Origin of the sequence: Pseudoflavonifractor hominis, assembly GCF_014288125.1 — a bacterium.
In the GTDB taxonomy this organism is placed as follows: Bacteria; Bacillota; Clostridia; order Oscillospirales; family Oscillospiraceae; genus Pseudoflavonifractor_A; species Pseudoflavonifractor_A gallinarum.
This window is the reverse complement of sequence record NZ_JACOPR010000008.1, coordinates 1-18,634: the sequence shown is the minus strand read 5'-3', so window position 1 is coordinate 18,634 and position 18,634 is coordinate 1. Positions and strand designations below refer to the sequence as shown.

Annotated in this window: 16 protein-coding genes; 12 read left to right on the top strand and 4 right to left on the bottom strand. The window is 58.2% G+C overall.

Annotation, left to right across the window (positions count from 1 at the left end):
- Positions 1–2: 2 nt before the first annotated feature.
- The 5 genes from H8S34_RS11930 to H8S34_RS11910 all read left to right on the top strand — a co-directional run bounded on the left by H8S34_RS11930 (position 3) and on the right by H8S34_RS11910 (position 5,689).
- A complete protein-coding gene (locus tag H8S34_RS11930) occupies positions 3–695 on the top strand; it encodes a methenyltetrahydromethanopterin cyclohydrolase (protein WP_186964092.1) in 693 nt (230 codons plus the stop codon).
- A 240-nt stretch (positions 696–935) separates the two neighbouring features.
- Positions 936–1,967 carry a BMP family protein gene (locus H8S34_RS11925; protein WP_186964091.1) on the top strand — a complete coding sequence of 344 codons (1,032 nt, stop codon included), beginning with the start codon at positions 936–938 and terminating at the stop codon, positions 1,965–1,967.
- Between the two features lie 132 nt (positions 1,968–2,099).
- Positions 2,100–3,185: an ABC transporter permease gene (locus H8S34_RS11920; RefSeq protein WP_186964090.1), complete on the top strand. Its 1,086-nt coding sequence runs from the start codon at positions 2,100–2,102 to the stop codon at positions 3,183–3,185.
- Positions 3,186–3,187: 2 nt separating this feature from the next.
- Positions 3,188–4,162, top strand: a complete 975-nt coding sequence (locus H8S34_RS11915) for an ABC transporter permease (RefSeq protein ID WP_101691311.1) — start codon at positions 3,188–3,190, stop codon at positions 4,160–4,162.
- Complete coding sequence (locus tag H8S34_RS11910) at positions 4,163–5,689, top strand: ABC transporter ATP-binding protein (RefSeq protein WP_101691310.1); 1,527 nt, start codon at positions 4,163–4,165, stop codon at positions 5,687–5,689.
- A gap of 118 nt (positions 5,690–5,807) precedes the next feature.
- On the opposite strand, the gene H8S34_RS11905 is transcribed toward H8S34_RS11910, so the two are convergent.
- Positions 5,808–7,199, bottom strand: a complete 1,392-nt coding sequence (locus H8S34_RS11905) for a uracil-xanthine permease family protein (protein WP_101691309.1) — start codon at positions 7,197–7,199, stop codon at positions 5,808–5,810.
- A 292-nt stretch (positions 7,200–7,491) separates the two neighbouring features.
- Here H8S34_RS11905 and H8S34_RS11900 point away from each other — a divergent pair, with 292 nt between their 5' ends.
- From H8S34_RS11900 to asnS, 3 genes are all read left to right on the top strand, one after another.
- On the top strand, positions 7,492–7,935 hold the full coding sequence (locus H8S34_RS11900) for a LytTR family DNA-binding domain-containing protein (RefSeq protein WP_186964089.1): 444 nt from the start codon (positions 7,492–7,494) through the stop codon (positions 7,933–7,935).
- 16 nt (positions 7,936–7,951) lie between these two features.
- Positions 7,952–8,803 carry a DUF3021 domain-containing protein gene (locus tag H8S34_RS11895; protein ID WP_186964088.1) on the top strand — a complete coding sequence of 284 codons (852 nt, stop codon included), beginning with the start codon at positions 7,952–7,954 and terminating at the stop codon, positions 8,801–8,803.
- 96 nt (positions 8,804–8,899) lie between these two features.
- The gene (gene asnS / locus H8S34_RS11890; RefSeq protein WP_101691306.1) at positions 8,900–10,294 is read left to right on the top strand and encodes an asparagine--tRNA ligase; all 1,395 of its coding nucleotides are present in this window, start codon (positions 8,900–8,902) and stop codon (positions 10,292–10,294) included.
- A 123-nt stretch (positions 10,295–10,417) separates the two neighbouring features.
- Here the strand turns inward: asnS and nagZ are convergent, their stop codons facing one another.
- From nagZ to H8S34_RS11875, 3 genes are all read right to left on the bottom strand, one after another.
- Positions 10,418–11,485, bottom strand: coding sequence for a beta-N-acetylhexosaminidase (gene nagZ / locus H8S34_RS11885; RefSeq protein WP_243208013.1), 1,068 nt, complete (start codon positions 11,483–11,485; stop codon positions 10,418–10,420).
- Positions 11,486–11,670: 185 nt separating this feature from the next.
- Positions 11,671–13,725 (bottom strand): ribonuclease R, encoded by a 2,055-nt coding sequence (rnr, locus tag H8S34_RS11880; RefSeq protein WP_186964086.1) that lies wholly within the window; start codon positions 13,723–13,725, stop codon positions 11,671–11,673.
- Positions 13,706–14,266 carry a 4'-phosphopantetheinyl transferase family protein gene (locus H8S34_RS11875; protein ID WP_186964085.1) on the bottom strand — a complete coding sequence of 187 codons (561 nt, stop codon included), beginning with the start codon at positions 14,264–14,266 and terminating at the stop codon, positions 13,706–13,708. Before H8S34_RS11875 ends, rnr begins: the two co-directional genes overlap by 20 nt.
- 185 nt (positions 14,267–14,451) lie before the next feature.
- Between H8S34_RS11875 and H8S34_RS11870 the strand changes: the two genes are divergently transcribed.
- The 4 genes from H8S34_RS11870 to secG all read left to right on the top strand — a co-directional run bounded on the left by H8S34_RS11870 (position 14,452) and on the right by secG (position 18,206).
- Complete coding sequence (locus tag H8S34_RS11870; RefSeq protein WP_186964084.1) at positions 14,452–14,946, top strand: phosphatase PAP2 family protein; 495 nt, start codon at positions 14,452–14,454, stop codon at positions 14,944–14,946.
- Positions 14,947–15,050: 104 nt separating this feature from the next.
- Positions 15,051–15,818: an ABC transporter ATP-binding protein gene (locus H8S34_RS11865; RefSeq protein ID WP_101691303.1), complete on the top strand. Its 768-nt coding sequence runs from the start codon at positions 15,051–15,053 to the stop codon at positions 15,816–15,818.
- A complete protein-coding gene (locus H8S34_RS11860) occupies positions 15,808–17,841 on the top strand; it encodes an FtsX-like permease family protein (RefSeq protein ID WP_186964083.1) in 2,034 nt (677 codons plus the stop codon). The genes H8S34_RS11865 and H8S34_RS11860 overlap by 11 nt, the downstream gene beginning before the upstream one ends.
- Positions 17,842–17,975: 134 nt before the next feature.
- Positions 17,976–18,206, top strand: coding sequence for a preprotein translocase subunit SecG (gene secG / locus H8S34_RS11855; RefSeq protein WP_101691301.1), 231 nt, complete (start codon positions 17,976–17,978; stop codon positions 18,204–18,206).
- Positions 18,207–18,634 lie beyond the last annotated feature (428 nt).

Below are 18,634 nucleotides of genomic sequence, written 5' to 3'. Positions count from 1 at the left end.
GAATGGAATGGAGAGAAAAAGCAGCTCAGTGTTTTCAGAATCTGATCGAAGAGGCCGGCGCCAACCACTGCGCGGTACAAGAGCGGGAGCAGGGGACCTGGATCGATGCCGGATGGGACGTGCCCGGCGGCTGGATGGCAGCCAAATGTGTGCTGGAGGGCCTGAGCGGCGGCCGTGGACAGGTAAGCTATACCCAGCGGCAGATGGCCGACGGGATGCAGATCCCGGCACTGGAACTCTTCCTGGATGACCCGGTGGGCACGGCCCGGGCCTTTCAGCGGGACGAACAGGGGATCTATGGCGTCCGGGGAGAAGAAGGATATGTGCTGGGTGTGACTGACCGCCCCCTGGCGCAAGAAAAGGGCTGGAAGGGAAATGTGGTGAGTGCAGGCCCCAACAGCCTGTTTACCGGCATTATGGAGGCTGCCGACCTGATGGCGCAGTGTGTGCAGGCCCTGGAGCGGGAAGGCGTATCCGAAATTCTGTGGGGATGGAGCAGCTGTCCGCTGGCGGCTATGACGCAGGATGCGGAGGAGACCCGCTGCCGCCGCCTGGAGATGGCAAAACGGCATACCGCCATTTCGCTCTGGGTGCGGGGAGAGGGCAGCGCCATCCGCCGGGCCATCGAGAGCATGGATATGGAAGAGTTTTTTGTGCATGAACTTGTAACCGCTTGTACATATGGAAAAAGATAATAATTTATCATCTAATGCAATATTTAATAAAAAATAGTTGATGTTAAGATATAAAATATTTTGCGATATTTATGCACTTAGTAGAAAAACACAAAAGTACCACAAAAAAGCGGAGGTAATACTTGCAAAGTGAACAGAAGTGTGGTACTGTAAATGCAACAAGAGTGTAACCGATTACAAAAAGTGCGAACGGAGGAGTTCAGAGACACAGTTCTAAGAAATTGAAGGAGGTATCCCCAAATGAAACGGAAACTGATGGCGCTCTTGCTGGCTGGTGCACTTGCTGTTGGCCTGGCGGCCTGCTCGCGAAATGTTGGGACAGAAGACTCTGCGCCCCCTGCCAGTTCCCCGACTGGAGGAACGACGGAGACCACGGGAGCAAAGGACCCGTCCGAGGTCAAGGTAGCTCTGGTGTGCGGCGGCGCCGTGAATGACGGCGGCTGGAATGCCAGTGCATATGAAGGACTTCAGCGCATTGAGGAGACCCTCGGGGTAGAAACCGCTTACACAGAAAAAGTAGCGGTTGCCGAGATGCCTCAGGTCATTCGGACTTACGCCCGTCAGGGCTTTGACCTGATCTTTGGTCATGGCGCTGAGTTCGGCGAGCCGATGAGCACGGTGGCACCTGAGTTTCCGGATACCACCTTCGTGGCGGTCAACGCCAATGTAGAGGCGGGGAACCTGACCGGAACCGTCTTTAAGTTTGGTGAATGCGGATACTTCTGCGGTATGGCGGCCGCCATGGTCTCCGAGACCGGGAAGATCGGCATTATTCCTCCCGATGATGCCCCCAACAACAAGGCGGACATCGACACCTATGAGCTGGGCGCCAAGGCGGTCAATCCGGACATCGAAGTGTACACTGCCTTTACCGGCTCCTGGGACGATCTGCCCAAGGCCAAGGAGGCTTCCGAATCTCTGATTTCCAAGGGCTGTGACGTACTGCTGGCCATGGGCGACGCGTATGCTGTGGGCGTGTACCAGGCCTGTGAGAATGCCGGGATCAAGGCCATCGGCTGGGTCAGCGATCAGCATGATCTGTCCGACGCGGTGATCTGCTCCGGTCTCCAGTCCGTGGGCGATGTGTATGTGGCCACTGCCGAGCGTTACCTCGAGGGTACCATGGAGCAGGGCGTGCAGGTCTATGGTATGCCGGACGGCGCCCAGGGCATGTCTGAGTTCTACGGACTGACCGAAGAGCAGGCGGCCGAAGTAGAGGCGGCCATGCAGGACTATCTGGACGGCAAGCTGGAGATTCCCACTCTGTACTAAAACTGAATTTCGATCTCGGAATCCGAGAGGAACACGAGCGACAGAAGCGTGACCCCAAGTGGTGCAGCGACCGACCGTTGCTGCACCACTTGTGCATTCAGAGGGACTCGGAAAGATATTGGAGGAGTGATCATGAACAAGCGAGCCCGTGCGATGGTGAATTACCTCATTTCCATCGTGATTGCTCTGCTGCTGGCATTCGCCATCATCGGCGCATTGCTGCTCTGGCAGGGTGTGGATCCTGTGGAGACCTTTATGGCCCTGTTTCAGGGCGCATTCATCGGAAAGAGCAATCTGGGCGCCAGCCTGCTGCTGGCGACCCCGCTGATTCTGGGCGGCCTGGGCATTGCCCTTTCTTTCCGGTGCGGTATCTTTAATATCGGCGGTGAGGGTCAGCTCTATCTGGGTGCCTTTGCGGCGACCTGGCTGGGCGTGAATCTGGTTGGCCTTCCCTTCTGGCTGCACATCCCCATCTGCTTTTTGGGCAGCATGATCTTCGGCGGCCTGTGGGCCCTGATTCCCGGCTATTTGAAAATTTCCAAGGGCTATAACGAGACGGTGACATCGGTGCTGCTCAACTATGTGGGCGTGTATTTTGTCAACTACGCCCTCTCCAGCTTCTTCAAAGAGCCGGGCGCGCTGAACCACCAGTCCCCCAAGATCCAGACCTCGGCCATGCTCTCCAAGATCATGTCGGGCAGCGAGCTCAACACCAGCTTTCTCATGGCACTGCTGATTGTGGCGCTGTTCTTCCTGATCTTCTACAAGACAGATGTGGGCTTCAAGCTCCGGGCCGTCGGTCAGAACGCGGAGGCCAGCCGGACCTCCGGTATCCATACCCGCAAATATCTGCTCCTGGCCATCATCGTCAGCGGCGCCCTCTCCGGACTGGCCGGCTCGGCTCAGGTCATGGGCTATCAGCATCTGATGGTACAGAACTTCTCCCCCAATACCGGATACGATATCATCGCCGTGGCCCTGATGGGCAACCTGCACCCCATCGGCGTCCTGATTGCCGGTATCTTCCTGGGCGCGCTGCGCAGCGGTGCCAGCGTGATGCAGATCATGATGGGCGTCCCGGTGACCATCCTCTATATCATTCAGGGCGTGATCATCCTGAGCATCCTTGGCTTCAGCCGCGCCAACATTGACTTTATCGGCCTGGTGGGCGGACTGTTCCGGAAAAAAGAGAGCCAGAGTATGGCGAAGGAGGCGTAGTCATGGAATTTCTGAATATCTTTTTAACGCCGGATTTCTACTCCGCCACGTTCCGTCTGGCTACGCCTCTGATGCTGGCGGCCCTGGGCGGCGTCATTTCCGAGCGCTCCGGTGTTCTGAACATGGCGCTGGAAGGACAGATCCTGATGGGAGCCTTTTTCGGATACCTGGGATCGTATCTCTTCCAAAACGTATGGCTGGGCGTTCTGACCGCCATGGTGGGGAGCCTCTTCCTGGCCGCACTGCACGCCTTTATGAGTATTAAGGTAAAGGTCAACCAGGTGGTGTCCGCGGTGGGCCTGAACACGCTGGCCCTCGGTATTACCAGTACACTCTTCCGCTTCCTCTTCGGGACCGATTCGCAGATGGCCAGCTGCCCTGGCATGGCCAACCTGGATATTCCGGTTCTGAGCGATCTGCCCTTTGTGGGGCCGGTCCTGTTCAGCCAGCATCCGCTGACCTACGCTGCGGTGGTGCTGCTTATCCTCCTCAACCTCTTCCTGTTCCGTACCAGCCGGGGCCTGGAGCTGCGGGCCGCCGGTGAAAATCCCCAGGCGCTGGATGTGGCGGGTGTGGACGTCATCCGCATCCGCTGGCTGGCGGTCCTCACCACGGGCCTGTTCTGCGGACTGGCCGGAGCCAGCCTGACCCTGACAGGACTCAATACCTTCTATGATAACCTGTCCTCCGGCCGTGGCTTCATTGCCTATGCCGCGGTGGTCTTTGGCAAGTGGACGCCTGTGGGCGCTGCGCTGGCCGCCATCCTCTTCGGCGCGGGCGACGCGCTGCAGCTGCGGATGCAGACCATCTTTGATATTCCCTATTACTTCTACATGATGATGCCCTATCTCATCACCTTCTTTGCGCTGGTCTTCTTTATGGGCGCGGCCAAGGGACCGGCGGCCAACAGCATTCCCTTTGAAAAGGACAAGGGACGCCGCCGCTCCGCCCGCCGCAGCAGAATGGGAGGGAACTGAATGGAACCGGTATTGCGCGTACACAACATTACAAAACGGTTTGGAAGCAATGTGGCCAACGACCATATCAGCTTTGACCTCTATCCCGGTGAGATCCATGCACTGCTGGGTGAGAACGGCGCGGGTAAGTCCACCCTGATGAATGTGATTTACGGCGTCTACGGCGCGGACGAGGGCGAGATCTATCTGAATGGAAAGCCGGTGGAGATTTCTTCCCCCAAGCACGCCATTGAGCTGGGGATCGGAATGGTGCATCAGCACTTTATGCTCATCCCTGCCTTTACGGTGGCGGAGAATATCGTGCTGGGCATGCAGAAGGAGCTGCGCCTGGATATTAAGGATGCAGAGGCCAAAATTGCCGCAGCCAGTGAGAAATACGACCTGAGAGTGGATCCCCATGCGTTGGTATCCACCCTCTCCGTGGGCGAGCAGCAGCGGGTGGAGATCCTGAAGGTACTGTTCCGGGGGGCGAAGATCTTAATTCTGGATGAGCCCACCGCTGTACTTACCCCCCAGGAGATTACCGAGCTCTTTGCCACCCTGGAGCGGCTGAAGAAGGATGGCGTCAGCATCGTCTTTATCAGCCACAAACTCAATGAGCTCATGAGCATCAGCGACCGGATCAGCATTCTCCGCCGGGGAAAGATCACCGGCTGCATCGACGATCTGGCCAACTGCAATCCGGAGGCACTGGCCTCTGCCATGGTGGGCCGTCAGGTCACACTGGGCGTGGAGAAGCCGGAGCAGGAGGCTGGGGAAGTGGTGCTGGAACTGGATCACCTCTCGGTCTGCAATGAGGCCAAGAAGGAGATCATCAAGGAGTTCAGCCTCCAGATCCGTGCCGGAGAGATCGTAGGTCTTGCCGGTGTAGACGGAAACGGACAGTCGGAGCTGGTCAAGGGAATCACCGGCCTGCTTCCCGCCACGGGGGGCGCTATTCGCATCCAAGGGGTGGATATGACCGGAAAAACCCCCAGAGAGTTTATTGACGCGGGTGTGGGACATATCCCCGAGGACCGGCATAAGCAGGGCCTGGTGCTCTCCATGTCGGTAAAAGAAAATCTCTTTTTGGAGACCATCCAGGACCGGCCCTACACCAAGCGCCACCTGCTCCAAAAGAAAGCCATCCAGGAAAAAGCCAAAAGCCTTCAGGAGTTCTATGACATCCGTGCGGCCTCTTTGGAGGTGCCGGCCGGTGCGCTCTCCGGCGGCAATCAGCAGAAGATCATCGTGGGACGCATCCTGGAGCAGGATCCGAAGCTCCTGGTGGCGGTCCACCCGACCCGCGGACTGGATATCGGCGCCACGGAGTTTGTCCATAAATGCCTGCTGAAGGCCCGTGCCGAGGGATGTGCCATCCTGCTGGTCTCCACAGAGCTGGATGAGATTCTGGAGCTGAGTGATCAGATCGCCGTGATCTATGAGGGCGAATGCATGGGCGTGGTCCGGGATCGGGACGCCACAAAAGAGGGCATTGGTCTGCTGATGGCAGGCGTAAAGGGAACACAGGCGGCTACGGCATCCTAAATACGTGTAAAAAGTCCGGTATGGCTTTGCCATACCGGACTTTTTTAACGGAGAAAGAAAACCACAGTCCATGGCCGGAGCGGCACAGTGGACTGTGGTTTTTGTGTGACGGGAACGATCAGTCGGCGTCGGTCATGGCCTTCTTGGCCCGCTCGATGTCTTCCTTATCCTTCATGGGGAAGATCAGGTTGGCCAGGATGGCTACGATACAGGTGGCGGCCACCGAGTCAGAGAAGATGAAGCGCAGAACGCCGGGGAGCTGCGCCACCGCTTCGGGATGGCTGCCGAGGCCCAGGCCCAGAGCAAAGGTGATGCCCAGAACCAGAACATTGCGCTCGCTGAAGCCGGCCTTGGCGATCATCTTGATGCCGTTGATCAGGATCATGCCGAACACGGAGATAACGGCGCCGCCGAGAACGGCAGAGGGGATGGCGGAGAACACGGCGCCCAGCTTGGGCAGGAAGCCGCAGATCATCAGTACAAAAGCGCCAGTGGCGATGCACCACTTGTTGACCACCTTGGTCATGGAGACGATGCCTGCGTTCTGACCAAAGGCGGTGTTGGGCAGTGCATTAAAGAATGCGGCGGTGGTGGAGCCCAGTGCGTCGGCCAAAATGGCGCCGGAGGTCTCGCGCTCGGTAGCCTCACGGTCGAAGCCGGCAATGGTGATGCCAGAGGTGTTGCCGATGGTCTCCAGGCCGGAGACGATGTACAGTGCGGCAAAGCTCAGGACAGCAGAGGGAGTGAAGACGAGCTTAAACTGCAGGGGCAGAGGCAGGCTTACCCAGCCGGCCTCGGTAATGGTAGAGGTGTCCACCATACCCAGGAAGGCGCAGACCACATAACCCACAACGAGACCGATCAGGATTGCGGAGTTCTTGACCAGGCCCTTTCCAAAGCGCTGAAGCAGGACAATGATGGCCAGAACCATAAAGCCGATGGCGAGATTCCGGATGGAACCGTAGTCGGCCGCACCGGCGCCGCCGGCAAAATAGTCCACACCGACTCCGAGCAGGTTTACACCGATGGTGACCAGCGTGCTTCCCACCACCAGAGGGGGGAAGAAGCGGCGGATATACTTATAGAAGAAGCCCATGATCACTTCGGTCAGGCTTCCCAAGAGGCTTCCGCCTAGGACCGCTCCGATGCCGCCTGTGGCCGCAATGGTGGAGGCAGTGGGAACAAAGGCGAAGGAGGTGCCCATGACAATGGGAAGATTGGCGCCGATCTGCTTATTCTTGCCCAGCTTGATGGGATAGAGCTGAATGAAAGTAGTGAGACCGGAGACAAACATGGCGCACTGCACCATAATAACGGTCTGTGCGGCGGAGAGATTACATGCCCCGGCAATGATGAGGATGGGGGCGAGGTTTGACGTAAACATAGCCAGGACGTGCTGCATGCCCAAGGGAAGGGCGGTACGCAGCCGGGGTCTGCCGTCGAGTTGATAGATCAGACGACGGTCTTCGTCCCGTCGGTCGGTGTGGTTGGATGTTCCTGCAGTATTCATCTTAAAGACCTCCATATTACTTTTCTTTCATATGCCATGGTAGCTGGTATGAGCACTGCGTGCGCGGGGCGGTGATCTCCTTTCCACAGAAAATGAAAAGACCGGTTCTTTTTTGTATGGCTAATCATAAAGAAAAGTTTTTAGTATGTCAAGATATTTTTTAGAAAAAGCGATGGAAGGGGAGCGGAAAAGGCACCACTTATCTGTGCAAAACGGCCATGTATGGGAAAAGAATAGACGCATTCCGGAAAGTTTTATATACTAAAACCATAGGAGAAAGGAGGGGAGGATTGTGCAGGTGGAGGTCCGTTATCGGCCTGGAACAGAAGGAATTCGGGTGGTTGTGGAGGCAGAGCGGGACGGGCCGGAAGTAAGGGCATTGGTAGAGCGGCTGATGGATTTGGACGAAAAGGTGCTGTTGGGACGACTGGGGGAGCAGGTGATTCCCCTTTGCGCGGACTCCCTGCTGCGCTGTTATGCCCAGGGGGGACGTGTAAAGGCGGAAAACGAACAGGGTACCTATGACCTGAAAGAGAGGCTCTATGAGCTGGAGAATAAGCTGGATCGGCATGTCTTTGTCCGGATTTCTCACTCGGAGATCATCAATTTGCGGAAGATCACAGCGCTGGATCTGTCCCTGACTGGAACAATCCGCATCACTCTGGATGGAGGAACGGTGTGCTATGTCTCCCGCCGTTTTGTGAAAAAAATCAAAGAAGCGCTGGAATTATCATGACACAGGAGGGATGGATATGAGAGCACGGCGGAGAACATGGATGGTACATATTCTGGCGGGCGGCCTTGTGGGATTGGTAACGCTGTCGTTTCTGGGGGCGGTGATAAACGGATGGAGCGCGGGTGCGCCCCCGCTGCTCAACAGTACGCCTCCGCGCTTGGTCAGTCTGGCGCTGAGCGAGTGGACTGGATCGGCTCCGCTGGCGCTGGTGATTCAGAGTATACTCTACTTTAGTCTGGGCGGCACAGTGGGAGTGGCCACCATGCCCTTTGCGGAGAGCGGAGCGGCGCTGGTCTGCCGGTCTTTGGCACACTTTGCGGTGACGGCCCTGCTCGTTACTCTGACGGCCTGGACATTGGGGTGGATTTGGTCCTGGGAGATCCTGCTGTTCTATCTGGCGCTGTTGACGGCGGTATATCTGCTCATCTGGCTGGGGCGCTGGGTGGGGTGGTATGCCGAGGTGGCCGCCATCCGGGAAAAATTGGGTCTCGCTCCAGGCCCCTCCCTGCTGAAATGGAAGGAGAGCCTCCCCTACCTGGGATTTGCGGTTATCCTGTGCCTTGTACTGCCGTTTCTTCTGCGCCTTCTGGATGGCCCGCCTAAGCCGCTGCTCAGCGTTCTGTATGGGTTTGTGCTGCTGCCGGTGGGAGGGCTTTTCTCCGGCTTCTCTCTGGGAAGGAGAGAAGGCTTCTGTCCCCTTTATCCGCTGGCCTGTGCGGGTGCGGTTCTTCTGTTTATTCCGCTGGCCCGTTTGATCTCCAACATGGCCGACGGGATTATGGTTCCCATTGCGTTCTGTTTTGTCCTGCTGGGGAACCTCCTGGGAAGCGCTTGGAGGCGCTTCCGGCGGCAAGGACAAAGTGCATAAAGTTTCATGCCCAAAAGAACAAGGAATGCTTGCAAAATCGGGAAATAATGATATACTAAACGGTGACTTACTTTGATAAAATGGAGTTGAACCACCATGAAACGAACCACTGTCGCACAGATCTTTGCCGATCAGGCGGCCTTTGGCGGACAGACCGTCACCGTCTGCGGCTGGGCCCGCACCATCCGGGACATGAAGACCTTCGGTTTTCTGGAGCTCAATGACGGCTCCTGCTTCCGAAACCTTCAGGTCGTCTTTGCCGACAATGAGGTGGAAAACTTCAAAGAGATTGCCAAGTGCAATGTGGGCACCTCTTTTGTGGTGACCGGTACGGTAGTCCTGACGCCGGAGGCCAAGCAGCCCCTGGAGCTCAAGGCGCAGACCATCACGGTGGAGGGCCCCTCTACCCCGGACTATCCCCTCCAGAAGAAGCGTCACAGCGTGGAGTATCTGCGTACCATCCAGCATCTGCGTCCCCGTACCAACCTCTTCTCCGCGGTGTTCCGTGTACGCTCTGTGGCTGCCCATGCCATCCACTGCTTCTTCCAGGATCGGGGCTTTGTGTATGTCCACACGCCGCTCATCACCGCCAGTGACTGCGAGGGTGCGGGTGAGATGTTCCAGGTGACCACGCTGGATCTGGCCAATCCTCCCAAGAACGAGGACGGCAGCGTGGATTACAGCCAGGATTTCTTCGGCAAGCGGGCCAACCTCACGGTCTCCGGCCAGCTCAATGCCGAGAACTTCGCTATGGCTTTCGGCAATGTTTACACCTTTGGTCCCACCTTCCGGGCGGAAAACTCCAACACCCAGCGCCATGCCGCCGAGTTCTGGATGATCGAGCCGGAGATGGCCTTTGCCGATCTGAACGACTATATGGACACCGCTGAGGACATGATCAAGTATATCATCCGCACGGTGATGGAGAAGTGCCCCGACGAGATGAACTTCTTCTCCTCCTTTGTGGACAAGGGCCTCAAGGAGCGGCTGGAGCATGTGGCTTCCTCTGACTTCGTGCGGGTGACCTACACCGACGCGGTGGAGATCCTGAAGAAGAACAATGACAAGTTCGACTACAAGGTGGAGTGGGGCTGCGACCTCCAGACCGAGCACGAGCGCTACCTCACCGAGGTGGTCTTCCAGAAGCCCGTCTTCGTGACCGACTATCCCAAGGACATCAAGGCCTTCTATATGCGCCTCAACGACGACGGAAAGACGGTGGCTGCCGCCGACTGCCTGGTACCCGGCATCGGCGAGCTCATCGGCGGTTCCCAGCGTGAGGAGCGCCTGGAGCTGCTGGAGAACCGCATCCGCGAGCTGGGCATGAATCCCGAGGACTACTGGTGGTATCTGGACCTGCGCCGCTATGGTTCCTGCAAGCATGCGGGCTATGGCCTGGGCTTTGAGCGCATGGTCATGTACCTCACCGGCGTGAACAACATCCGCGATGTGGAGCTCCATCCCCGTACGGTGGGCAACGCCGAATTCTAAGAGAAAAACAGAAAGGACGTCACATGGACAAAGCCATGTGACGTCCTTTTTTATACAAATAAGGAGCCTGGACGCTGGTGTGTCCGGGCTCCTTTTACACATTTTTGAACCGAATGTGGAAGATCATCGGGGGAGCTGGTCCAAGAGGGAGGAGATCTGTGCGTTCAGAGTGTCCACATCGGGGGCGGGCACCGGGTCGTTGGTGAAGTGATAGGTACGCTTGAGCGTGAGAATGCGGTAGAGGCTCTCATCCAGGCGCGCCTCGGTGAGACGGCCTTCCTCCACGGCGGACAAAATCCCTGTATAGGCGGATGAGAGGTTGTCCGCCCCATGGCAGACCAGAAGCAGGTCACATCCGGCCTCCAGAGCCAGGACAGCGGCCTCATCCATCCCGTAGGTCTGGGAGATGGCACCCATGGTCAGGTCGTCGGTACAGACGACGCCCTGAAAGCCAAGCTCTTCCCGCAGGAGGCCGGTGACCACCTTGTGGGAGAGGGAAGCCGGGTAATCCTCGTCAATCCCGCGTTCCAGGATATGGGCCACCATTACGGCTGGGACCTGCTGCTCGATGGCTGTGAGAAAGGGGAGAAGCTCTTCCTCTTTCAACTCGGCCAGTGATTTTTCCACCACGGGGAGTCCCAGGTGGGAGTCGGTCTCGGTGTCCCCGTGGCCGGGGAAGTGCTTGACCACCGGGACCACGCCCCGGTCAGCCACACCCTGCCAGGCGGCGGTCCCCAGCTGAGCCACTGTCTGGGCCGATGAGCCAAAAGCACGATCGCCGATCACCGTATTTTCCGGATTGGACCAGATGTCCAGCGAGGGAGCATAGTCGGTATTCAGTCCGAAGGCGGCGCACTCCGCTCCCAGGACCCTGCCGAAGCGCGTGACCAGGGTGGCGTCACCCGTTTGTCCAAAGACCAGGGGAGCGGGGAGGGAGGCCACCTCCGGGGGCATTCGGGAAACCCGTCCCCCCTCCTGGTCGATGGAGAGCAGCAAGGGGACATAATCTCCGTTGGCCTCTTTGAGTGCATTGGTCAGCTGGGCCAGCTGCTGCGCGCTCTCCACATTGCGGGAGAAGAGGATGATACCGCCCACCTGATAGGTCTGGATGGCGGAGAGTGCGTCCTCCCCTGGCGTATACCCTTCCATCCCGGCCACCAGAAGCTGCCCCACCTTTTGGCCCAGGGTCATGGAATCCAACTGCTCCTGGACGGGGTCTGGCGTAGGGGTAGGGGAGGGGGTGGGAGTGGGAGATGGGGTGGAAGAGACTGCTGTGGGTGAAGCGGATGGGGAGGGCGTGGGTTCGGACAATTTGGGAGTACAACCGGTGAAAAGAAATACAAAAAGGAATAATGACGACAAAATATTATATTTCGTCATCGCTTTTTTCGCCCCTTTCTGGATTTTGAAATGGGACCTGCTTTCCGGGAGGGCCGCTTACCGACCCGGCGCTCCGCGGGTCGCTCACCCTCCCGGGAGATGCGGCGCGGAGGAATGCCGGGAGCCATACCGGGGAAGCGGAAACTGATTTGTCCGCTTCCGGGATCGGCGGAAGCACAGACCACTTCCAAAAGTGTCCCTAGTGTAAAGACATCTCCGCCGGGGCCGGTGAGGGTCATGCGGCTCTCGTCAAAGGCATAGCGCCCGCCGGGGAGAGCCTCCACCGGGAGGAAGCCCTCCACGCCCAGGGCGGTCAGAACGAAGAGTCCGAACCGGGTCACACCGGAGACCGCAGCGGGGAAGGTCTCGCCCACATGGTCGGCCATAAACTCCGCCAGATAGCATTTCTCAATCTCACGCTCGGCGGTCTGGGCGGCCAGTTCCCGCTCGGAGGCCTGTTTGGCCGCCTTTGGGACGGCGGAGGAGAGCTTCTGCCCTGCCTTTCCGGTCAGGGTGCCCTCCAGCAGTGCGGTCAGGGTGCGATGGACCATCAGGTCGGGATAGCGCCGGATGGGAGAGGTGAAGTGGCAGTAATCCGAGGCGGCCAGCCCAAAGTGCCCCAGGTTCTGGGGATCATACCGGGCCTTCATCAGGGCACGGAGAACCGCGGTGTGGACCAGAAATTCCTCGGGCTTTCCCCGGGACTCATCCAGCAGATTTTGCAGGGAGAAGTGGTCGGCCTCCCGGAAAGAGTAACCCAGAGGGGAGAGAAGCGCGCGCAGAGCCTCGGTCTTTTCCTGTGAGGGCTTTTCGTGGATGCGGTAGACCGCGGGGGCGTCCAGGCGGGAGAGATGTGCGGCCACGCACTCGTTGGCGGCCAGCATGAAGGACTCGATGAGCCCCTCGCTGACGCCAGGGGTCCGGGCCTGGATGGAGACAGGGTGCCCCTCCTCATCGCAGAGAATATAGCTCTCCCGACTGGCCAGATCCAGGCTTCCGCGGCGCTTCCGGCGGGCCTCCAAGATCTGAGCCAGGGCGGCCATGTCCCGCAGCATGGGAAGAATGTGGGCATACCGCTGGGCCAGGGCGGGGTCAGCGTCCGAGAGGAGGAGATTACAGTCCTCGTAGGTCATGCGTTCCGTCGTGCGGATGACCGACTGGGCGATGGTGTAGTCCGCTACGGAGCCATCCGGATGCAGAGTCATGATACAGGAGAGAGTCAGGCGGTCCACCTGGGGATTCAGGGAACAGATGCCGTTGGAGAGCTCCGTGGGCAGCATGGGGATGACCTGGTCGGCAAAATAGACCGAGGTACCCCGCTGCCAGGCCTCCACATCCAGGGGAGAACCCATGGGGACATAGTGGCTCACATCGGCGATGTGAACGCCGAGGACCGGTCGGCCCTGCTCATCGCGCTCCAGAGAGACGGCGTCATCCAGATCTTTTGCGCTGGCGCCGTCGATGGTGATGATGCATTTCTCCCGGAGATCCAGACGGCCGGTCCGGGCAGAGGCGGGCACCTCCTGGGGAGCCTGCCGGGCCTGTTCCAGCACCTGAGGCGGAAATTCCCGCTGGATATGCTGGTCAAAGAGAATGGACTCCACAGCGGCCTCCCGGCTGCCGTCCCGGCCGAAGACCTCCAGCAGGGTGCCCATGGGAGGCTGCTTGGAGGTGCCATAGCTGGTCACCTGGACCGCCGCCCGGTCCCCAGCGTGGGCCCGGTGCTTGCCCACGATCTGGATGGGCTCCCGCAGCTTGTCCCCCGCGGGGACCAGCCAGGCCTCCCGGCCGTGCTTGCGCACCGAGCCGGTGACGGTGGGGTTGCCCCGTCGGAGAATGGCTGTGACTTTCGCAGTGCGCTTTTCACCCGGTGCGGCGGGGCCGGGATCGGGACGGATGGCGACGGTGTCTCCGTGCCAGGCGCCGTGTTCCGCCCGGGGCGGGATGAAATAGTCCTCTTCCCGTCCGGCGGCCCCCTCGGGGGTGACGAAGCCGAAGCCCCGTCCGGCGGCTTGGTAGAGTCCGGTGATCTCAGAATGGGATTTTGTCATAAGTTCTCCTTTTTGATTCGGTCAGAGTGAGAGAGTCTAAAGAAAGGGAGGAGGGGACCTCCTCCCCACAGCAGGCGGCCCGCCAGCCCTCGCCGCCCCAGGCACAGAACCAGAGTCCGGCCTGTGTGCCGCTCTGCCCGGGGGAGAGCAGAGGAACGACAATGGAGCGGGGGGCGCAGTCCAAACCGCGGCCGGTATATTTCACATAGCTCTCCTTCAGGGTCCAGAGGGTATAAAAGTCCTCCCAGCGGCTGCCCCGGGCGGTAAACCAGTCCCACTCTGTATCGGAGAGGACATAGCGGGGAAGGCTGGGACGGCGTGGCTTGATCCGCTCCACATCCACGCCGAGGGGATGGTCCCCCACACCGCACAGGGCGAAGGGGCCGCTGTGACTGAGATTGAAGTGGAGGGCAGAATCTGCCAGCACCGGTTTTCCACCGGGAAGCGTGGAAAAGGTCGGGTCAATACATCCATAGTACTTTTTCAGAATGGTGTGCAGCAGGCTGTGGGCGTCCTGCTTGCCCGACGCGTGAGAGATCATCCAGAGTTGGAGCAAGGCACCCTCTCCTTTCTGCTTTGTTTCATTTTATTGTAACCCATCCCCGGGGCGATTACAACGCCGCCCTTGTATACCGGGGAGAGAATCGGTATAATGCAAATCAAAATCGAGCCCTGTTTGGAGGAAAACGTTCGCTCCAGACCAGCTCGGGATTTAGGAGGATTCGGATGACAAAAGAACAATACGAGCGCTGGACGGCGCCCATTGCCCGGCATCCCAAAGGGGCACTGCGTCTGAAACAGCTCAATAGCATACTGACTGGCGCATGTTATCTCTGTTATCCACTGCTGCTGCTCTGGCTCATCTGGAACCGGGACGGGCGCTTCTGGCGGGCGGCTCTGGTGCCGGGGATCTCCTTTGTGCTGCTCAGTGTTCTGCGCCGGGGATTGAATGTTCCGAGACCCTATGAGGTGTTGGAGATCCAGCCCCTGATCCACAAGGATACCCGGGGGAAGTCGTTCCCCAGCCGCCATGTGTTCAGCGTCTTCCTCATTGACATGGTGTGGTGGTATCTCTGCCCGGCCATGGGATGGGTCTTTCTGGCGGTCGGGCTCCTGCTGGCGGCGGCCCGGGTGCTGGGTGGCGTCCATTTTCCGAGGGATGTACTGGCCGGGGCTCTTCTGGCTGTGGCAGCCGGCTGGGTCGGCTTTTGGCTGATCTGAAAAACAGAGTGAAACCTGACAAAAATGTCACCTTTCTGTAAGGGGATTCGATGGCACCAGGGGCTGAGACCGGGTACAATGGAGGCAGCAAAGGAGGAGATATGATGGAGCCCATCCTTACGGTGTCCCATTTGCAGAAGTACTATGGAGGCCGGGGCAATGTGACCCGGGCCATCGACGATATCAGTCTGGAGGTGCTGCCCGGAGAATTTGTGGGCATTATGGGCGCCTCGGGCTCGGGCAAGACCACCCTGCTCAACTGTGTGTCCACCATCGATTCGCCCACAGCGGGGCAGATCGTCATTGACGGCCGGGAGATCACCCGACTGAACAGCAAGCAGCTCTCCCGGTTCCGGCGGGAGCGCCTGGGCTTCATCTTTCAGGACTGCAATCTGCTGGACACGCTGACGGCCTTTGAAAACATTGCCCTGGCACTGACCATCCGCAGGACTCCGGTCGGAAAAATCGAGGGGAGAGTGCGGGAGACCGCCCGTTTGCTGGAGATTGAAGACTGTCTGAACAAATATCCCTACCAGATGTCGGGCGGACAGTGTCAGCGTACGGCTGCCGCCCGGGCGATCATCACAAATCCGGCCCTCATCCTGGCCGATGAGCCAACCGGAGCGCTGGACTCCAAGTCGGCCCGCCTGCTGCTGGACCGTTTTGAGGCCCTCAACCGGGAGCGGGAGGCCACCATCCTGATGGTGACCCACGACGCCTTTACCGCCAGCTACTGTCACCGCATCCTCTTCATCAAGGATGGACGGCAGTTTACCGAGTTGGTGCGGGGCAACAAGAGCCGCAAGGATTTCTTTGGAGAGATCATCGAGGTCGTGACCCTTCTGGGAGGTGACTCCGGCGATGTTCTTTAAACTGGCCCGAAAAAATGTCACCCGGAGCATGCGGGATTACGCCATCTATTTCATTACACTGCTCTTTGGGGTATGCGTCTTTTACGTATTCAACTCCCTGGAAAACCAGTGGGTCATGGAGCTTCTGGCAGAACAAAACTCCGACTATGTCCGGGCCATCCTCCAGCTGACCGATGTGGTGTCGGTCTTTGTGTCGGTGGTGCTGGCTGGACTCATCCTCTATGCCAATACCTTTCTTCTCCGGCGGAGAAAGCGGGAGTTGGGCACCTATCTGCTGCTGGGGATGGGGCAGAAGACCATTGCGGTGCTTCTGTTCGCGGAGACCATGTTCATTGGACTTCTGGCCTTGGTGTTCGGCCTTGGACTGGGATTCTTCCTGGCACAGTTTCTCTCGGCCTTTACGGCCAGTCTCTTTCAGATGACGGTAGACGAGTTCCACTTTGTCTTTTCCTGGAGAGGCGTGGGAAAGACAGTCCTCTACTTCAGCGTGATCTTTCTGGCAGTGATGATCTGCAACTGTGTGCTGGTGGCGCGGCAGAAGCTGATCCGCCTTCTGCAGGCACAGCGGCAGAATGAGCAGATCCGCCTTCGTTCCGTGGCCGCCTCTGCGGTGATGTTTGTGCTGGGAGTGGTCCTTCTGGCCGTGGCCTATGGACTGCTGCTGAAACGGGGGCTTTTGACCATTGACCGCATTTTCTGGCTGATGCTGGCCCTCGGTACGGCGGGGACCCTGCTCTTTTTCCGGTCGCTGTCTGGCTTTCTGCTCCGGATCTGTCAGAGCCGGAAGAGGCTCTATTATCAAAACCTCAATATGTTTGTACTGCGGCAATTCAACACCAAGATCAACACGAACTATCTCTCCATGACGGTGGTATGCCTGCTGCTCCTGCTGGCCATCGGGATCACCGCCTGTTCGGTGGGGGTGAACAGCACGGTGGAGGGAAATGTGGAGCGGACTGCACCGCTGGACATGACCCTGCGGCTGGATGACGACTACTTTGTCTTTGCGCGGGAGGACCTGCCCGATGCACTGGAGGAGGCGGGATTTGATCCGGAAAACTGGTTGGGCGACTTTGCTGTGGTGTGCCGGTATGCAGTAAAACTGGACGAACCCATTCCGCTGGCGGAGGATGGCCGGGAACTGAACGACGCCTATGTCATGTCCCTCTCAGACTTCAACGCCCTTACCGCGCTGCGGGGAGAGAAGCCCTTGGTTCTGGCGCCCAATACCTGCGGCATGGCCGAGGGGACCGAACCGGAATCTTACGGGAAGCCTGAGCGGGAGGCCTGGCAGGATGGGGCGCTTTTTTCGATTGGCGGCCATGTCTATGCGCCCGACCCCAAGGTGTACCATACCGGGGCGCTCTATACCAGTGAGATCGACCTGTCGGATGTCATTATCCTGCCCGACGAGGCAATGGAGACCGTGCAGAAGGAGACAATATGGCTTCGCCAGTATTATCTGGCAGGAGATTACGCGGAAGGGGTGGACCAGGAACATGCGGAGGAGCTGCTCTGGAACGTCTGGGATGAGACCCTGTTCGACCAGGTCGAGGAGCGCGGGAGCGATCCCGATGGCTCATCTGCCTTTGGCTTATCCCTGAGCACAAAGCAGTTTATCTATCTGGACACAATGGGGACCAAGATCCTGGTTCTCTTCATCGGGCTCTATCTGGGAACCATCTTTCTCATCACTTCCGCGGCAGTGCTGGCGCTTCAAATGCTCTCCCAGGCGGCAGACAATGTGGGACGCTACCGCGTTTTGCAGAAACTGGGTGTGGAAGAAAAGATGCGTGACCGCTCCATTGATATTCAGGTCTTTCTCTACTTCTTCCTGCCGCTGCTGCTTGCTGTGGTCCATTCCATCGTGGGGATCAAGGCGGCCAATGATGTCATTGCGGAGATTGGGAAATTGGATGCGGTGGCCAGCAGCACCGTGACGGCTCTCATTATTCTGGTAGTATATGGCGCCTATTTTCTGGCTACCTGCTGGGGAAGCCGCAGAATGGTACGGGAACGGTAAGAAAAACGGGAAATTTCTCTTGAAATCGGCCCCCTTTTGTGCTATCATAAAAAACACGCGTTGAAATGGGCGCGAGAGTCAAGCCCATCAATAAGAAGATAGCGCCCACACAGGGCCGAAAGGAAAGATGTAACGTGGTGAAGATTATCCTGAGTGTCGTCCTCGTTCTGATCGCGCTGGCGCTCATCATGGTGGTCATGCTCCAGTCCGGAAAGAGCGCTGGTCTGTCCGGCACCATCGCCGGTGTGGCAGACACCTTTATGTCCAAGAATAAGGCGAAGGGCTGGGACGCAAAGCTGGCCCGCTGGACCAAGTGGGTGGCCATTGCCTTTATGGTGCTTCTGGTTGTCATCAGCTTGATCTAAAGAGAATTCGATATGGTGATTTGAAACATCCCTCTCTGGTAGCAGAGAGGGATGTTTTGCGTTTGCTTTGCAGCAAAGAATAGGGGGCAACCAAGCAAAACGAAAAAAGGAAAGAAAAAGTGAAAAAAGGTGTTGACAAAAGTGGTGTGGGGTGGTATTCTATCTGAGCGCCTCACGAGAGGGCACTGAAACGAGTCGAAAAGTGAGAAGAAACCGAGCGGAAGCTGGATGGACTTCGAGCGGGACTTGAAAAAAGTGCTTGACAAAGTGAGAAGCGTGTGGTAAACTGAATGAGTTCGCTCGGGAGAGCGGAAGTCGTTGAAAAAGGACTGAAATCGAGTGATTCGAGGTTGAAAACCTCGAAAAAACTTGAAAAAAGTTCTTGACAGACTCGAAAGAGTGTGGTAAAATAAACGAGTTCCTCGACG